The sequence below is a fragment of the Cutibacterium sp. LaCa_255 genome, from assembly GCF_057458005.1.
The window spans coordinates 873,838-888,653 of record NZ_CP190956.1 but is presented as its reverse complement, the minus strand read 5'-3'; the positions used below and the strand labels follow the sequence as shown (position 1 = coordinate 888,653).

Annotated in this window: 16 protein-coding genes and 1 pseudogene; 8 read left to right on the top strand and 9 right to left on the bottom strand. The window is 64.6% G+C overall.

The window, feature by feature from the left end; genetic code table 11:
• Positions 1-50: 50 nt before the first annotated feature.
• The 3 genes and pseudogenes from ACP8ML_RS03955 to cmtR all read right to left on the bottom strand — a co-directional run.
• A pseudogene (locus ACP8ML_RS03955) lies at positions 51-437 on the bottom strand (FadR/GntR family transcriptional regulator); the annotation flags it as partial.
• Positions 438-588: 151 nt separating this feature from the next.
• Complete coding sequence (locus ACP8ML_RS03950) at positions 589-1,191, bottom strand: cadmium resistance transporter (RefSeq protein ID WP_016667307.1); 603 nt, start codon at positions 1,189-1,191, stop codon at positions 589-591.
• Positions 1,188-1,547 (bottom strand): Cd(II)/Pb(II)-sensing metalloregulatory transcriptional regulator CmtR, encoded by a 360-nt coding sequence (cmtR, locus tag ACP8ML_RS03945; RefSeq protein WP_065673922.1) that lies wholly within the window; start codon positions 1,545-1,547, stop codon positions 1,188-1,190. Before cmtR ends, ACP8ML_RS03950 begins: the two co-directional genes overlap by 4 nt.
• 193 nt (positions 1,548-1,740) lie before the next feature.
• Here cmtR and ACP8ML_RS03940 point away from each other — a divergent pair, with 193 nt between their 5' ends.
• The 3 genes from ACP8ML_RS03940 to ACP8ML_RS03930 are packed head-to-tail and all read left to right on the top strand — an operon-like array spanning position 1,741 to position 4,038.
• The gene (locus tag ACP8ML_RS03940; protein WP_117189296.1) at positions 1,741-2,337 is read left to right on the top strand and encodes a recombinase family protein; all 597 of its coding nucleotides are present in this window, start codon (positions 1,741-1,743) and stop codon (positions 2,335-2,337) included.
• 7 nt (positions 2,338-2,344) lie between these two features.
• Complete coding sequence (locus ACP8ML_RS03935; protein WP_081302699.1) at positions 2,345-3,742, top strand: Mu transposase C-terminal domain-containing protein; 1,398 nt, start codon at positions 2,345-2,347, stop codon at positions 3,740-3,742.
• Complete coding sequence (locus tag ACP8ML_RS03930; protein WP_249361227.1) at positions 3,739-4,038, top strand: hypothetical protein; 300 nt, start codon at positions 3,739-3,741, stop codon at positions 4,036-4,038. Before ACP8ML_RS03935 ends, ACP8ML_RS03930 begins: the two co-directional genes overlap by 4 nt.
• 202 nt (positions 4,039-4,240) lie before the next feature.
• Here ACP8ML_RS03930 and ACP8ML_RS03925 read toward each other — a convergent pair whose 3' ends face one another.
• Positions 4,241-4,930, bottom strand: coding sequence for a FadR/GntR family transcriptional regulator (locus tag ACP8ML_RS03925; RefSeq protein ID WP_117189297.1), 690 nt, complete (start codon positions 4,928-4,930; stop codon positions 4,241-4,243).
• A gap of 157 nt (positions 4,931-5,087) precedes the next feature.
• Between ACP8ML_RS03925 and ACP8ML_RS03920 the strand changes: the two genes are divergently transcribed.
• Both ACP8ML_RS03920 and ACP8ML_RS03915 read left to right on the top strand, forming a co-directional pair.
• The gene (locus ACP8ML_RS03920) at positions 5,088-5,612 is read left to right on the top strand and encodes a gluconokinase (protein WP_171048578.1); all 525 of its coding nucleotides are present in this window, start codon (positions 5,088-5,090) and stop codon (positions 5,610-5,612) included.
• Between the two features lie 31 nt (positions 5,613-5,643).
• Positions 5,644-7,014, top strand: a complete 1,371-nt coding sequence (locus ACP8ML_RS03915; RefSeq protein ID WP_065673920.1) for a GntT/GntP/DsdX family permease — start codon at positions 5,644-5,646, stop codon at positions 7,012-7,014.
• Positions 7,015-7,087: 73 nt separating this feature from the next.
• On the opposite strand, the gene ACP8ML_RS03910 is transcribed toward ACP8ML_RS03915, so the two are convergent.
• Positions 7,088-7,546 (bottom strand): Hsp20/alpha crystallin family protein, encoded by a 459-nt coding sequence (locus ACP8ML_RS03910; RefSeq protein ID WP_004811828.1) that lies wholly within the window; start codon positions 7,544-7,546, stop codon positions 7,088-7,090.
• 120 nt (positions 7,547-7,666) lie between these two features.
• Positions 7,667-8,395 carry an alpha/beta fold hydrolase gene (locus tag ACP8ML_RS03905; protein WP_117189298.1) on the bottom strand — a complete coding sequence of 243 codons (729 nt, stop codon included), beginning with the start codon at positions 8,393-8,395 and terminating at the stop codon, positions 7,667-7,669.
• A 50-nt stretch (positions 8,396-8,445) separates the two neighbouring features.
• Between ACP8ML_RS03905 and ACP8ML_RS03900 the strand changes: the two genes are divergently transcribed.
• Both ACP8ML_RS03900 and ACP8ML_RS03895 read left to right on the top strand, forming a co-directional pair.
• Positions 8,446-9,612, top strand: coding sequence for a carotenoid dehydrogenase (locus tag ACP8ML_RS03900; protein ID WP_117189299.1), 1,167 nt, complete (start codon positions 8,446-8,448; stop codon positions 9,610-9,612).
• 83 nt (positions 9,613-9,695) lie between these two features.
• On the top strand, positions 9,696-11,921 hold the full coding sequence (locus ACP8ML_RS03895) for a HelD family protein (protein WP_171048579.1): 2,226 nt from the start codon (positions 9,696-9,698) through the stop codon (positions 11,919-11,921).
• Here ACP8ML_RS03895 and metF read toward each other — a convergent pair.
• Positions 11,818-12,756 carry a methylenetetrahydrofolate reductase [NAD(P)H] gene (metF, locus tag ACP8ML_RS03890; RefSeq protein WP_016667297.1) on the bottom strand — a complete coding sequence of 313 codons (939 nt, stop codon included), beginning with the start codon at positions 12,754-12,756 and terminating at the stop codon, positions 11,818-11,820. The two genes, ACP8ML_RS03895 and metF, sit on opposite strands and share 104 nt — an antisense overlap.
• Before the next feature lie 91 nt (positions 12,757-12,847).
• Here metF and ACP8ML_RS03885 point away from each other — a divergent pair, with 91 nt between their 5' ends.
• On the top strand, positions 12,848-13,945 hold the full coding sequence (locus ACP8ML_RS03885) for a polyprenyl synthetase family protein (protein WP_117189301.1): 1,098 nt from the start codon (positions 12,848-12,850) through the stop codon (positions 13,943-13,945).
• A gap of 10 nt (positions 13,946-13,955) precedes the next feature.
• On the opposite strand, the gene ACP8ML_RS03880 is transcribed toward ACP8ML_RS03885, so the two are convergent.
• Together ACP8ML_RS03880 and ACP8ML_RS03875 are read right to left on the bottom strand one after the other, a co-directional pair.
• Positions 13,956-14,354 carry a barstar family protein gene (locus tag ACP8ML_RS03880; RefSeq protein WP_069101636.1) on the bottom strand — a complete coding sequence of 133 codons (399 nt, stop codon included), beginning with the start codon at positions 14,352-14,354 and terminating at the stop codon, positions 13,956-13,958.
• On the bottom strand, positions 14,351-14,791 hold the full coding sequence (locus ACP8ML_RS03875) for a guanyl-specific ribonuclease (protein ID WP_333490116.1): 441 nt from the start codon (positions 14,789-14,791) through the stop codon (positions 14,351-14,353). The genes ACP8ML_RS03880 and ACP8ML_RS03875 overlap by 4 nt, the downstream gene beginning before the upstream one ends.
• Positions 14,792-14,816: the final 25 nt, after the last annotated feature.

Here is a 14,816-nt window from a genome sequence, read left to right as displayed (position 1 = left end):
CCGGCCAGTTGCTCGTCAGGGTGCGGAGCAGCCTCGCGGCTCGGGGTGGGTCAGAAAGCTGCCTGCGAGATGACCCTGCCACTCCCCAGGACGAGGGCGCGGGTGGCACGCTCGGCAGCGTCGAGATCGCTCATCGTGATGGCATCGAGAATGTCACGATGCTGGACCAGGTTGGCGCGATCCTCCTCGGTCAGCTCTCGGTCCTCGTACTGCTCAGCAAGGTACCTGAGCATCATCGGGACGTGAGCGACATACAACGGATTGCGAGTCGCCGCGAGAAGGCCACGGTGGAAAACATGGTCGTGATGGGCGAGGCCCTTGGAATCACCATTACGAATGGCCTCTGTCATGCCGGACACGGCGTCCTGCAACAACTTGAGGTCGGCCCCGTCAGCACGTTCGGCCGCGAGTCGAGCCGCAGTGGGTTCCAGCGCAATATGTGGCTTCGTTCGCTTGGTGGCGGGGTTTTTGCAGCGCTCCGTGGCGGTCTTGTTGCCGCGATCACGCAGGACTGGCTGCAGGTAGGTGTCGCGGTCTGAACCGAGAGGGGTGCGCCCGGTCGGGGCCGTTTGGATCGCTGCCGCTACGTCAGAGTCCGAAGGCTCCGCCGCTGACGAGGATCACGATGCCGAGGCCGATGAGAACGATGGGGAAAAGGATGTGCTCCCAGCGTTCGAGCACTTCGGCGATCGGGGGGCGGGTGGCGACGAACTTTGCCAGGGCCACCAGGACCGCGACGAGCGCGAGGAAGACGATGCAGTAGGCGACTACTGCGAGAGGTTCCACGCTGAAGAAGACAGGGGTGTAGACGCCGATGTTGTCGCCGCCGTTGGCAAGGGTGACGCCTGCGACTGTCCACATGCCGACCTTCTTGCCGGCAACCTTGGCCTCGTCGTCATCGTCGTCACCGTCTCCGTGCCAGGCCTGCCATGCGGCCCAGAGGCCGAGGCCCAGGGGGATGAGACCGAAGTACGGGATGGCTGCCGAGGGCAGGAATGCTCCGGCACCGATGGTCACCAGGACCGCGGCACCGAGGATGCCGGCGAATCCGAGATACTGGCCGGCCAGAATGCGGGCGGTAGTGCCGCGCTGGCCTGCCCCTCGCGCGAAGAAGAGGGAGAGCACGATGATGTCGTCGATGTTGGTCGCTGCGAACAGGCCCATCGCCTGCAAGACCGAGGTGAGGATCATGCGCTCTCCCCAGCTGCGTCGCATCCGGGAAGCGAGCAGGCGGGATCGATGCACGGGGCGTCTTCGTCCACTGCCAGGGTGGCATCGACCAGTGCCGTCAGCGCCTGCGCCAGGTGCGAATCGGCGATCTCATATCGTGTCCGACGACCCTCGGGCTCGGAGACGACGATCCCGCAATCGCGCAGGCATGCCAGGTGGTTGGACACGTTCGGGCGTGTCAGGTCCAGATCTCGGGCCAGTTCCGCCGGATAAGCGGGATGGTCGAGCAGGGTCAAGATGATCCGGGATCGAGTGGGGTCGGCCAGTGCACGACCCAGGCGGTTCATCACGTCGAGACGCGAAGCAATAGTCAGCATGGACTGAACTATACAACGCGCACTGAACACTCGGTCACAGGCGTCAGCCCAGATCGCATGCCCGTAAGGGGAGCCCTCACCGGACACCACCGCTACTTATCGAGAGGAACGACGGCACGCCTGGCGGGCTGTCCCGTAAGACCCGTCCGGTGAACTGTCCGGTGAAGGGAGGCTATATGACACGCTGGGGAGCATGTCCCCCTTGAAGGTCGGCTATGCCCGAGTCTCCACCGACGAGCAGGACCTGACCGCGCAGCGTAACGGACTCGCGGCGTTCGGCGTCGATCCCAAGCGCATCTACGTCGATCACGGGCTCACGGGCCGCAACGCCGACCGTGAGGGCCTGCGGCAGGCGCTGGCTGCCTGTCGGGACGGCGATACGTTCGTGGTCACCAAGCTCGATCGGCTGGCGCGTTCAGTCCGTGGTGCCCACCAGATCGCCGACGACCTCGCGGCGCGGGAAGTGAAGCTGAGCATCGCCGGATCGGTGTACGACCCGACCGACCCGATGGGGAAACTGTTGTTCAACGTGCTGGCGATGGTCGCCGAGTTCGAAGCCGACCTCATCCGTGCCCGCACCCGCGAGGGGATGAAGGTCGCCAAGGCCACGGGCCGGCTGCGCGGGAAGTCACCGAAACTCACCCCCCGGCAAGAAGCTCACCTCCTCCAGCTACATGCTGCCGACGAGCACACCGGGGGCGAGCTGGCTGGACTGTTCAGCGTGGGCCGCTCCACGGTCTACCGCGCCCTTCAGCGCGCCGAGCGCGGGCGCGAGAACGCCTTGCAGTAGGTGCGTCGTGGACGCTCGAGCGCGGTGGCGAATCCCCAGGCTCCACGTCGAGGACCAGGTGCCCCTCGCGCGCTTAGCTCGCGAGACCGATGTAGGGCTGCGGACCCTGGAGCGCTGGCACGCCCGCTACCGCGCCGACGGCTACGCCGGACTGGAGACAGCCTCACGAGCGGACACCGGCTCCCGCCGCCTTCCGCCCGACCTCGTCCACCTGATCCAGGGCCTGGCACTGAGCAAGCCGCGGCCGGCCATCGCCACCATCCACCGCAAAGTCACCGGCATCTGCGCCGCCCGGAGGTGGCCGGTCCCCTCCTACTCCGTGGTGTGGGACATCGTGCGGACCCTGGATCCCGGCATGGTCACCCTCGCCCTGGAGGGCGCAGCGTCCTACCGCGACAAGCACGAGCTGGTACTCCGCCGGCAAGCAGAGCTGCCCAACGCGATGTGGCAATCCGATCACACCATGCTCGACATCCTGGTGGTGGGCACCGACGGCAAGCCCGCACGGCCATGGCTGACAACGATCCTCGACGACTGCTCCCGGGCGGTCTGCGGCTACACAGTCTTCCTGGGCGCACCGTCGGCGATGAACACCGCCCTGGCGCTGCGCCAAGCGATCTGGCACAAGACCGACCCGGCCTGGCCGATGTGCGGCCTGCCCGACGTGCTCTACGTCGACCACGGCAGCGACTTCACCAGTGACCAGCTCGCCCACACCGCCATCGACCTCCACATCCGCCTGATCCACTCCACCGTCGCCCGACCCCAGGGACGGGGCAAGATCGAGCGGTTCTTCGGCACCATCAACACCGAGCTACTCGCCACCCTGCCCGGACACAACACCGAAGGGCACCCCTGGCCGACACCGAAACTGTCCCTGGCCGCCCTCGATAGCGCCCTGGAGGCGTTCGTGGCCACCTACAACGACCGCACGCACAGCGAGCTCGGAACCTCCCCGCGCAGCGCGTGGATTGCCGATGGCTGGCTGCCCCGAATGCCCAAGACCCTGGAAGACCTCGACAGACTGCTGTTGACCGTCGCCAAGACCCGCGTCGTGCGCCGCGATGGCATCCGCTTCCAGGGCCTGCGCTACGTCTCGCCAACTCTGGCCGGCTACGTCGGACGCTCGGTCGTGATCCGCTACGACCCCCGCGACATCACCGAAATCCGCGTCTTCGATCACGACGAATTCGTCTGCAAGGCCGTCAACCAAGAACACCACGACCAGAAGGTCAGCCTCAAGGAGATCCAGGCCGCGCGCAACGGCCGCCGCCGAGCGCTGCGAGCCGGCATCAACGAACGCATCGCCCTCGTGGCCGCACCTACCGAGACACCACGGATCACCGAAGCACCGACTCCGGCGCCGAGGTCGGCGTTGAAGATCTACAAGGAGGACTTCAGGTGAGCCAGCGCTTCATCGTCACCAAGGAGCACCGCCGCTTCACCGAGTTCGCCGACGCCGTGCGCCGCGGGCACACTATCGGTTTGTGCTTCGGATCAGCCGGCGTAGGAGAGACACTCTCCGCGCGCCGCTACGCACACTACGAGAAGGCTCACGACCTGCTGACCTACTGGGGGCCGCGCTCCGACAACGACGCCAAGATCTACGCCGCCTTGAACCGGAGCCGCACCGTGCTCTACACCCCCAGCGTGCGCCCAAGCGGCTCGCGACCGATGAAGCGAGGAATTCCTGAGGCATGAAAGGAACGATAACGCATGTCTCCCAACACGGCCCGATTCCCCCTTGGGAAAGCTCACCAATTGGTATCGACAGTGCCGCGTAACAACGGTTTTCATCCCCTCATAAGATGTTTACACACATAGGATGTTTACACCCCGCCGACGCGGGATTTCTTCGAGCTGTGCCTTTCCTGAGATCCTTTGAGGTTTTTCGAGGCAGTGATCACCGCGAACTCATTGCCTGGTGAGCCTCCGCGACGATCTCCCTCATGGCGTCCGCAGCAGCCTCTGGATCATGGGCAGCAACCGCATCTGCAATGTTGCGATGGAATCCAATCGCCTCTTGTCTAGGCTCGAAGGGCATGAGGTGAGTACGTCCTTTCAGGACGGCGGCGACAATATTGACGTGAGAGGCGACGAGCGGATTGTGAGAAGCCTGAAGTAGAGCGGTGTGAAAACCTATGTCGCAGTGCAGATACTCGTCAAGATCACCATCAGCGGCGGCCGCGATCATCCCAGTGACGGCCAGAGACATCGTCGCCGATTCGTCTCGGGTAGCGCGCTTGGCGGCCAACTCGGCCGCCAGCGGCTCGACGGCCGACCTCAGCTCACTGATCCAGGTGATCTCCTCGTCCCTTCTGGGACCAGCCAGGAACCACTCAATGACGGCGGGGGAACTGACGTCCCACTCTGACTCATCCGTGACGACAATGCCAACCCGTCGCCGGGCACGCACCATGTGAAGGGCCTCGAGAAGCTTGACCGCTTCTCGGGTGACAGACCTGGAAACTCCGAATTCTGCGTCAAGTTCCTCGAGCCTCATCGCTGTTCCAGGAGCGACGTCGCCACTGACGATCCGAGCCCCGATGACGTTCGAGACCGTGATGGCCATAGAGGAATCTGACATGGCCACAACCCTAGCGATACCAACCCGCGCACACCTGGCACACAACGACGTCATGACCCTCTTTTCGGGATGTGATTTCAAACCCTAATTCCCTGTACAGATCTGATCTCAACGCGTACACTCGATGCCGTCAACGATGACCGAGACTTCCGAGGGGACCTTCATGAGCGTCATCCAATCGCGCCACCGCGTGCCACCAATCGTTGTCATGGGTGTGGCTGGAGCTGGCAAGACGGACATCGGAGCCATGCTCGCCACACGCCTGAACGTGGAATTCATGGACGGCGACGATCTCCATCCCCAGGCCAACATCGACAAGATGGCTTCTGGACACCCCCTCAGCGACGACGATCGGCGCCCCTGGTTGGCAAATGTCGCCGCCTGGCTGGCAGAGCGCAGTAGTGACGGCGCTGTCGTGGCGTGCTCGGCTCTCAAGCGCATCTACCGCGATCAGCTGAGGCAAGCCTGCCTCGACCTCGTATTCGTCCACTTGGCAGGCGATCGGGAGGTCGTCATTGAACGGGTGAAGGCTCGGGCCGGCCACTTCATGCCAGCCAGCCTCGTTGACTCCCAGTACGCCACCCTCGAACCCCTCGCCGCCGACGAGGCCGGCATCACGCTCAATTTCGACGCTTCCCGAGAAGAACTCACCAACGAGGCAGCCGCCTGGCTGGCCAACCTCGACTGACATCACTACCCCCGGACTCAAGGAGGAGTCAATGCCCGTCATCCTCGAGACAACGGCCGGCACCGGCCAGTTGATCGCGGCAGCCATCATCGGCTTTGCCATCATCATCGCCCTCATCACCAAGTTCAAGCTCCACCCCTTCCTCTCCCTGACGATCGGCGCCCTGGCCGTCGGGGCGATCGCCCAGCTCTCCCTCGAAGAGATATTGGAGTCCTACTCCACGGGTGTGGGATCGACGGTGGCGTCAGTCGGCGTCCTCATCGCCCTCGGCGCGATCATCGGCAAGTTGCTCGCCGATTCCGGCGGCGCCGACGAAATCGTGGACACGCTGGTGTCCAAGGCATCCCCAGCCACCCTGCCGTGGGCGATGGCCCTCATCGGCGCCGTCATTGGCCTGCCGATGTTCTTCGAGATTGGCTTGGTGCTGCTCGTCCCCGTCATCCTGCTGGTGACTCGCCGGTCCAAGTTGCCCCTCATGAGGGTCGCCATCCCGGCCCTGGCCGGCCTGTCGACGATGCACGCCCTGGTTCCGCCGCACCCTGGCCCGTTGGCTGCCATCGGCCTGCTGAAGGCTGACCTCGGAGTGACTCTGGGTCTGGGCGTCCTCATCGCGATCCCGACGATCATCGTCGCCGGTCCGCTCTTCTCTCGCTTGGCTGCCCGCTGGGTACCCGTCGACGCCCCTGACCTCTTCCTCAATTCTGACGAAAACGGGCGGTCCGGCATCGCCCCCAGTCACCCGAAATTCTCGGTCACCCTCATGACGGTCCTGCTGCCCGTCATTCTCATGATGGGTAAGGCCCTCGCCGACATCTTCGCCGCGAAGGGCACCGTCATCCGTAACGCCCTGGACTTCCTCGGCCAGCCGATGTTCGCCCTGCTGCTGACGACCCTGCTGGCGATCTTCACCCTGGGCAAGACCTCGGGAATGGACAAGGAGGCCATCAGCGACTGCATCGGGGCCTCCCTCCCCCCGATCGCTGGCATCCTTCTCATCGTCGCTGCCGGCGGCGGTTTCAAGCAGGTCCTCGTCGACACCGGCATCGCCAAGCTGCTGGCCGCTGGCATCACCAGATCCTCCGTCTCCCCGCTGCTGATGGCTTGGCTGGTGGCCGTCGTCATTCGGTTGGCCACCGGTTCAGCAACAGTCGCAACGGTCACCGCCGCGGGCATCCTGGAGCCCGTGGCTGCCACGTTGCCGCCCACCCAGGCCGCCCTGCTGGTGCTCGCCATCGGCTGTGGTTCGGTCTTCTTCTCCCACGTCAATGACGCCGGCTTCTGGCTCATCAAGGAGTACTTCGGCATCTCCGTGGGCGAGAACATCAAGAGCTGGTCCCTCATGGAGACGGTGCTGTCGGTCTGTGGCCTGCTGCTCGTACTGCTGGTCTCCGTCATCATCTGACCACACCTGCGCGACAACACACGACGGCCGGCCCCCAACGCGGGAACCGGCCGTCGTGTCAGTCCTCGAGGACTCACTGCTCCTGATGATCACCCGAGCCGACCTGAGCCTGGTCGACCGCGGCGTCGATGGTGGTCGAGCCATGCTTAACCTCCACCTTGCGCGGCTTGGCAGCTTCGGCGACCGGGATCGTCAAGGTCAGCACACCATCGGTGTACTCGGCCGTGATCTGATCAGTGGCCAATCCATGCCCAAGGGTGAGCTGGCGGGCGAAGGTGCCCATGGCGCGCTCTCGGGAGAGCCACTGCACCTCCTGGGACACCTTGGCGGCGCGCTCGGCGCGGATGGTCAAGGTGCGATCGTCGACGTCAATGTCAATGGACGCCGGGTCCACTCCCGGAAGGTCCACAGCCACCATGTAGTTGTCGCCGTCTCGGTAAAGATCCATGGGAACCGCCACGGCCGCCGGCGTCCTGGTGACGTCGGAGAGCAGACGATCCATCTCACGGAACGGGTCAAAGGTACGAGCCATGTCAACACTCCTGTGGATTCAGCAGTTTCCTGCATCGACTCAGTCTGAGTCGCGATGACTCAAGTTTAACCATGAGTCACCCCGACTCAACAAGAGGGTTGCGTGTAGTTCGCTCAAGGCTCACATGTCCTGAACTCCGTTGTACCTTCGATTGATGTGTCGACCGTTAGTGAGGAAGGGAACTGCGACGTCGCAGAACTCGTCCCCCTTGGTGATGTGGGTGCGGTGACCTCCCTCAATGGTGGTCAATCGGGCATCCGGTAGAGCCTTCGCCACGTCCCGCAGCCTGTCCTGACGCAGGTATGACGACTTCCCTCCCCCGATGATGAGAACCGGCATCGCCATTCGGGCACATCCGTTCCACCACTGCGGATTGGGTTTGAGTAATTCGCGGCTGACCTTCCACACCATCTTGGGATCGAACCTCTTGCGGCCAGCCAGAGCCGCCACCTCCATGATCAGAGTGTCTACGTATCTCCTCATGGGCGGAGGATCCTGTCGAACCCGTCGCAGCACCGGCATGTCCTCCAGCAGCACGCGATCGAATCGTTCAGGCTGACGTTGGGCAACCATTGACGCCACCAAGGCCCCCAAGGAGTGGCCAACCAGGGCACACCTTTCGATCTTGCGGGCATCCATCTGCTCGATGATGTCGGTCGCGAAGGCCTCGAGAGGATAGTCAGTTCCCACTCCCCGACGAGTATCGATGGGCCCATGGCCCAGCAGAGACAACTGATGGACGGGAACTCTCTCGACATTGAATGCCAGCACCAACCCGCCCCAGGTGGTTGGCGAACTGGTGATTCCATGGACAGCGACGACAGGAAGATCCGTGTTCACCTCTGGCACGATACCTGCGACCGGTATTTCGACCCCACAACCACAGGAGGCACAAGCACATGGGAACGGTTCACATCCCCGGGGACGGACTCGTGGCTCTGGCCGCCGCCTTGAGATTGGCCCGGGTCGGACACGACGTCACCGTCGTCACCTCCTCACCGCGGTGGCGAGCTGACGCCGAACGTCCATTGGCGCCCGAGATTGGCGCCACCCTGGAGTTGCCCTCCGCATGGCGGGACCTCTTCGCAAAATCCGGACGCGCGATGGAGGCAGAACTGGCTGGGATCGGCATCGATCTGGTCGAAGAACCTGATCGCCACGTCCTGGCAGGAGATGAGACGGTGATGATGCCGACGGAACGGGGGGCGCAGATCCACACCGTCCGGGACCGTTACGGCGAGTGCATGGCGAACAAATGGCGTGAGGTCCTCGACCACGCCGATGACGTCTGGCAAGCTCGCCGTCGCAACGGAGTCGAGGACGCAGTGACCTCAAGACCCACCCCTCTCCCGGAGCCCATCCATGTCGATCTGTGCTCGCCTCTTGCCGAACTGTCCGCAGATGAGACCCAGCTCGCCGTCATGCGCGTCTTCGGATGCTGGAATCTCGTCGGCCCCCAGGGTCCCACCGACCTTCAGCCCTTGTTGGACCTCCTCGACCAGAGGCTGATCAGACGCGGAGTGAAAATCGATCCGGCCCCGACACCGACCCCGGATGCCATCATCGACACCATCCCCCCACCCCCTCGCCGTTCCTGGTGGCGTCGCGCACCTCGTCCCTGGTCATCCCCCACCGTCACCGTCACCACCAATGACGAGCGGCCCGCTCACGACAACATGGATCACAGGATGGAATGGCGGCCCGAGGGACTCGTCGAGACATGGACCTGGTGGGACGGCACCCAGACGCACCGGATCCGCCACGACCACACCCACCCGGTCGCCGACCCTGGTATGGGCACTGTGTGGTCGGCGTGGCGGGATCGTCCCCCCATGGCATGGAGTCTGCACGGATCAGTTCCAACCCTGCCCGCCTCCCCCGCCTCCCATGGCGGCCCGGAACCCTGGGCGCAACTGTTGACCGGGGCTCTGGCGGCCTATCTCACCCACGAACGTCTCACCGGAGAGGACATTCGCCCCACCAACAAGGCCATCGGTGCGGCGGGTCGTCCGCGGCGAGGGCGTGGTTCCACCAATGGGGCCTCCGCGCGTAAACTTGCCCGTTAGCCCCGCGACACCGAGTCCGAGGCAGACTCTCGTGAAGGACGACTTTGACCGAACACGGCACTTCGACCACTGATCCTCGCGTTGTGAAAGCTGAGATCGCCAAGGAACAGGCCCATGTCGACCGGGTCCGCGCTCAACTGGAGATCGACGAGAACAAGGCTCGCATGCTGGCCACGGCTGGCCAGGACATGTACCGCTCCGATCGCACCAGTTGGGTCCGCGAAGAGGACGGTACGGCGATGTTCGAACGCGATGCCTTCTCATACAACGCGGCCAAGAGGTTGGCAATCCTCGATGCCGAACACGAGGGTTTGGTCTTCGGTCGACTTGACCTCGCTGACGATGACGAGGTGCGTCACATTGGGCGTATCGGCGTGCGTGACGCTGATTACGAGCCCCTCGTCATCGACTGGCGCGCCCGCGCCGCCGAGCCCTTTTATCGCGCCACCCCGTCCGATCCGATGGGTGTGATCCGTCGTCGTGTGCTGCGCTGCCGGGACGACAAGGTCCTTGGCATCGAAGACGACCTACTGGACTCCACCTCGCAGGCCGACCTGCCGATCGTCGGGGAGGGAGCCCTGATGGCCGCCCTCTCACGGGCTCGCGACACCCAGATGCACTCCATCGTCTCGACCATCCAGGCAGAACAGGATGAGGCCATTCGCGCCCCTTACCAGGGCGTGACGACGATCATGGGCGGGCCTGGAACCGGCAAGACGGTCGTCGCCCTGCATCGTGCCGCCTTCCTGCTGTACTCCCATCGAGCCCGGCTGGAGAACGGCGGGGTACTCGTCATCGGACCGTCCTCGGTCTTCATGAGTTACATCGAGCGGGTGCTCCCCAGTCTCGGCGAGGACTCCGTCACCCTCCGCTCCGTCGGCCAGGTACCCTCTGACATCCTGAGGTTCTCCTCCGATCGCCTCGACGAGCCCCGCACGGCCAACATCAAGGGCAGCCTTGACATGGTCGATGTGCTCACCCGGCTGATCGACCTACCGATGTCGGCCGAACCGGATCCGATGCGCCTTCGAGTCACAGTCAAGGGTGAGGTGCTCACCCTGGGTTCTCACGCCCTGGCCGCCACCCGCCATCACATCCTCAAACGCAACCGATACAACGACGGTCGCGAAGCTGTTGAGGCCTCGCTCAAGGATCAGCTGTGGAACATCCTTCCTGAAGACGTCAGCTCCGCCCATGACCTGAGCAAGGAGCAATTCGACGACCTGGTCTCCTCCCAGGCGTCCTGGCGAATGTTCCTCAATGCCTGGTGGCCGACCCTGTCGGCCACGGACGTCCTGGCCCGGCTGGCTGACCCGGCGGTCGTCAAGGCGGTCGCTCCGGACTGGGATGACGAGACCTGTCAGCTCGTCGTCAACTCCATCCCCACCGAGGTGGACCGGCGTGGACGCCGTGACTGGTCGGTGGCAGACATGGCCCTGCTGGATGAACTGGCCGCTCTGCTGGGTCCAGTTCCGCCCGAGCCTGATGCGGAGGACCCAGTCTTCATCGAGGGCGGGGACGCCGAGGAGCTCGTCACCCTGAGCGACCGCCTCCATGATGCTCGTCAGATCGATGAGGACGAGCCGCGAGACACCTACGCCCACGTCCTCGTCGACGAGGCCCAGGACATCTCGCCGATGCAGTGGCGAATGATTGGGCGACGTGGCCCGCAAGCCTCCTGGACGATCGTCGGGGATCCGGCCCAGTCGGCCTTCCCCCACCCGGAGCAGACCCGGTCTGCCCTCGACGAACTGGTGGGCAATGCTCCCTCACGAACCTTCACGCTGACGAAGAACTACCGATCCCCGGCGGAGGTCTTCGACCTTGCCGCGGAGGTCGTCGTCACCGTCCAGCCCGATGCCGACCTTCCTCAGGCGGTGCGCTCGGTGGGGGTGCAGCCAACCGTGGTGCGTACCGATGCCCTGTGGGCCGAAGCGCGCTCCCAGCTCGACGAGATGCTTCAGGAGGTTGACGGGACGATTGGTCTGGTCTGCCCGGCGAGCCTGGTCGACCAGGCTGGCGACCTCGCCACGGATCCGCGCATCATCCCGGTGACGACGATGCAGGCCAAGGGACTCGAGTATGACGGCGCAGTCGTCGTCGATCCGGAACGCATCGTCTCCGAGACGGGGAACCCCACGAGCGGCGTCCGGGTGCTCTATGTCGCCCTCACCCGTCCGACCCAGCGTCTGGCAGTCGTCGGGCTCAGGCGGCCGGAGTCGCCTCGAAATCTGCAGGCAGACCAGCCAGCTGCGGCCGACGCCGGGCGAGCATGGTCCGAAGCTCTGTGGTCGCACGAGACCTGTTAAGCGTGTAGTAGTGCAGACCGGGAGCGCCGCTGTCGAGGAGCTCACAGCACATGTCGACGGCGGCCTCCAGACCAATGCGCCGCACGGCTGCCTTGTCCTCCTTGACGGCCTCGATCCTGGCCACTAGCTCGGCCGGGACGTCGGTGCCGGACAATTCGGCGAATCGACGGATTTGGCCGTACGAGGTGATCGGCATGATTCCCGGGATGATCGGGATGTCACAGCCCATTGCGCGCACCCGATCCACGAGTCGCTGGTAGTGGGAGGGGAGGAAGAACAGCTGGGTGATGGCGAAGGATGCCCCCGCCTCGGCCTTGTCGACAAGGATGCGCGCGTCGAGGTCGATGTCGGCGGACTCCGGATGACCGTCCGGGAAGGCCCCGACTCCCACGCATGCCTCGGGGTGAACCCGCTTGACGAGCCGGACGAGCTCGGTGGCGTTGGGCAGACCCTCGGGATGGGCGACCCAGGGCTGCCCGGCCCCACCGGGCATGTCTCCTCGGACGGCAAGGATGTGGTTGACCCCCGACTCGGCATAGTCAGCGACCATCTGCTCGAGGTCGGACACCGACTGGACGACACAGGTGAGGTGACCGACGGTTCGCAACCCCGTCGAGACCATGTGCTGGGTGCAGCGGAGGGTGCGATCACGTCGTGACCCGTTTGCCCCATAGGTCACCGAGATGAAGTCAGGAGCCATCGGGACGAGAGCGTCGGTGGCACTCCAGAGCCGATAGACATCGTCCTCGCTGCGCGGCGGCATGAACTCGAACGAGTGTAGGGGGCGATCCCCCGCGGCCAGCAGGTCGGCAATGGTCGGCTTCTGGGTCTGCATGGCGTCAGGCTAGGCGGCGCGTCCATCCGATGAGCCTCCTGTCCAGCCTGCGGACTCGTCTGCAGCCATCAGACCGCCCTATGCTGGCTTCATGTTCCCCTTTGACCCGTCCGCTCCGGTCAGCGCCGATTTCCGAGAGTCTGTGGGTGCGAGGATCGCCACCTTCCTCGATGGCGAGAAGGGGGTTGTCGACGCGATCGGTGCCGAGCTGTCCCCTGTCCTTGACGCTGCCCGCGACTACACCGGTGGCGGCAAGAGGCTTCGTCCCGCCTTCTGCTACTGGGGCCATGTGGCTGCCGCAGGACAGCCCGCGGAACCGAGCGGGCTGCTGCAGGCCGCCGCCAGCCTCGAGCTGCTGCACGTGTCGGCCCTGGTGCATGACGACCTCATGGACCACTCCGACACCCGGCGCGGTCTCCCGTCGGTTCATCGTCGCTTCGAGGCTGCTCATGCCGAGGCCAAGGGTGACGGCCCCTCCGAGCAATTCGGGTTCGACATCGCCATCCTGCTCGGTGACCTGCTGCTGATGTGGTCAGCCCAGATGTTCACCTCTGCTTCCCTGGAGGCCAGCAAGCTCGCTGCCGCCACGCCTCTCCTGGACGCCATGCGCACCGAGGTCACCTGCGGCCAGGTCCTCGACGTCACCTCCCAGTCAGGAATGGCAGGGTCGGACTCCGAGTCAGCCCTTGATCTCGTCGGCCGGGTCGTGGAGTACAAGTGTGCCTCTTACACCGTGGTGCGTCCTTGCCAGATCGGGGTGGCCCTGGCAGGAGGTTCAGATCGCCTCCAGCAGACGATGGCCGATTTCGGCTCCCCCATCGGGCGGGCCTTCCAGTACCGCGATGACCTGCTCGGCATCTTTGGTGACGCCGTGCTCACCGGCAAGCCGGCCGGGGACGATCTGCGAGAAGGCAAGCGCACAGTACTCGTCGCCCATGCCCTCGACCAGGCTGACGCCAAGGACGCCGCCCGATTGGAAGGATTCCTCGGTCGCCCCGACCTCGACGACTCCGACGTCGCCACGGCCCGCCACATCATTGAGAGCAGCGGGGCCAAGGATGCCGTCGAGTCCACCATCGACGAGTGCCACCGACGCGCTGTGGCAGCACTGGATGGCGCTGAGATGGCCGAGGCAGGTAGGACCGCTCTGCGCGAGCTGGCACGCCAGTGCGTCGAGCGTCGCTTCTGAGGTAACTGTCTCAGCTCAGCAGGAGGGCGAAGCCGTCGAGCTCGTCCTCGTCGAGACGCTGCCCGATGACGTCGACCAACCGTCCCCAGTCCTGGGGATTGTCGCGCTGGAAGGGCTGCCAGCCCGTCCACAACACGGCGGTGTCGCCCTCGACATCAGCCAGGCAGTCACGCAACGCGTCAAGGTTGTGGCCGTACCAATTCGGAAAGGACAGGGTGTTCCCGAAGCCCGTCAGGACGGCATCAAGGTCTGCCCCTCCGGCCATGTGGAAGATTCGCCATCCCGCGTTGCGCCATACTCGTGCGACCTCGGATGGATCAGAAGCACTTGCCGGGTCGACGAGTACGATCCCGGACCCAACGGGGCCTCCGGCCTGTGGACCTGCCTGGACGTCATTCTCGGTTGTCATCGGACGATCCTCCGGAACGTTGAGTAGTGGTCGGCGGTCCAGAAGCATGCCGCGTCAGAGCCACAGACGATGCGACGCGGGCCGCGACCGCTGACTCCCGGGGTGACGACGGTGTACTCGTGATACCACCCATCCTCGTGATGGGGCAACGCCCCGCTGTTGTTGTGATAGACGATGCCGTCACGTCGGAATGGGAACGGTCCGCCGGCATTGATGAGATTAAGGGTGTGCTGAGCTTCCGATGGGAGCTGGTCCTCCCTGATGGTGGGAAGGCCGTCAGAGGGCCGTGCGGTCGCCGAGATGGTCGCCCGCGAAGAGGTTGGCGTGGAACTCGAAGCTGGACTGGAGGGGGCAGAACAGCCCATGACTACGGCAGACAGCAGAGCGACGAGCCAGACAGACCAGCGGCGGGAACGAAGCCAATGCGCGACAGTCATAAGTTCAGCCTAAGGACTCGCCGGG

Coding starts and splice junctions, on each gene's coding strand:
- ACP8ML_RS03950 (WP_016667307.1), bottom strand. CDS start 1,191: ATGATCCTCACCTCGGTCTTGCAGGCGATGGGCCTGTTCGCAGCGACC.
- cmtR (WP_065673922.1), bottom strand. CDS start 1,547: ATGCTGACTATTGCTTCGCGTCTCGACGTGATGAACCGCCTGGGTCGT.
- ACP8ML_RS03940 (WP_117189296.1), top strand. CDS start 1,741: ATGTCCCCCTTGAAGGTCGGCTATGCCCGAGTCTCCACCGACGAGCAG.
- ACP8ML_RS03920 (WP_171048578.1), top strand. CDS start 5,088: ATGAGCGTCATCCAATCGCGCCACCGCGTGCCACCAATCGTTGTCATG.
- ACP8ML_RS03915 (WP_065673920.1), top strand. CDS start 5,644: ATGCCCGTCATCCTCGAGACAACGGCCGGCACCGGCCAGTTGATCGCG.
- ACP8ML_RS03910 (WP_004811828.1), bottom strand. CDS start 7,546: ATGGCTCGTACCTTTGACCCGTTCCGTGAGATGGATCGTCTGCTCTCC.
- ACP8ML_RS03900 (WP_117189299.1), top strand. CDS start 8,446: ATGGGAACGGTTCACATCCCCGGGGACGGACTCGTGGCTCTGGCCGCC.
- metF (WP_016667297.1), bottom strand. CDS start 12,756: ATGCAGACCCAGAAGCCGACCATTGCCGACCTGCTGGCCGCGGGGGAT.
- ACP8ML_RS03885 (WP_117189301.1), top strand. CDS start 12,848: ATGTTCCCCTTTGACCCGTCCGCTCCGGTCAGCGCCGATTTCCGAGAG.
- ACP8ML_RS03880 (WP_069101636.1), bottom strand. CDS start 14,354: ATGACAACCGAGAATGACGTCCAGGCAGGTCCACAGGCCGGAGGCCCC.
- ACP8ML_RS03875 (WP_333490116.1), bottom strand. CDS start 14,791: ATGACTGTCGCGCATTGGCTTCGTTCCCGCCGCTGGTCTGTCTGGCTC.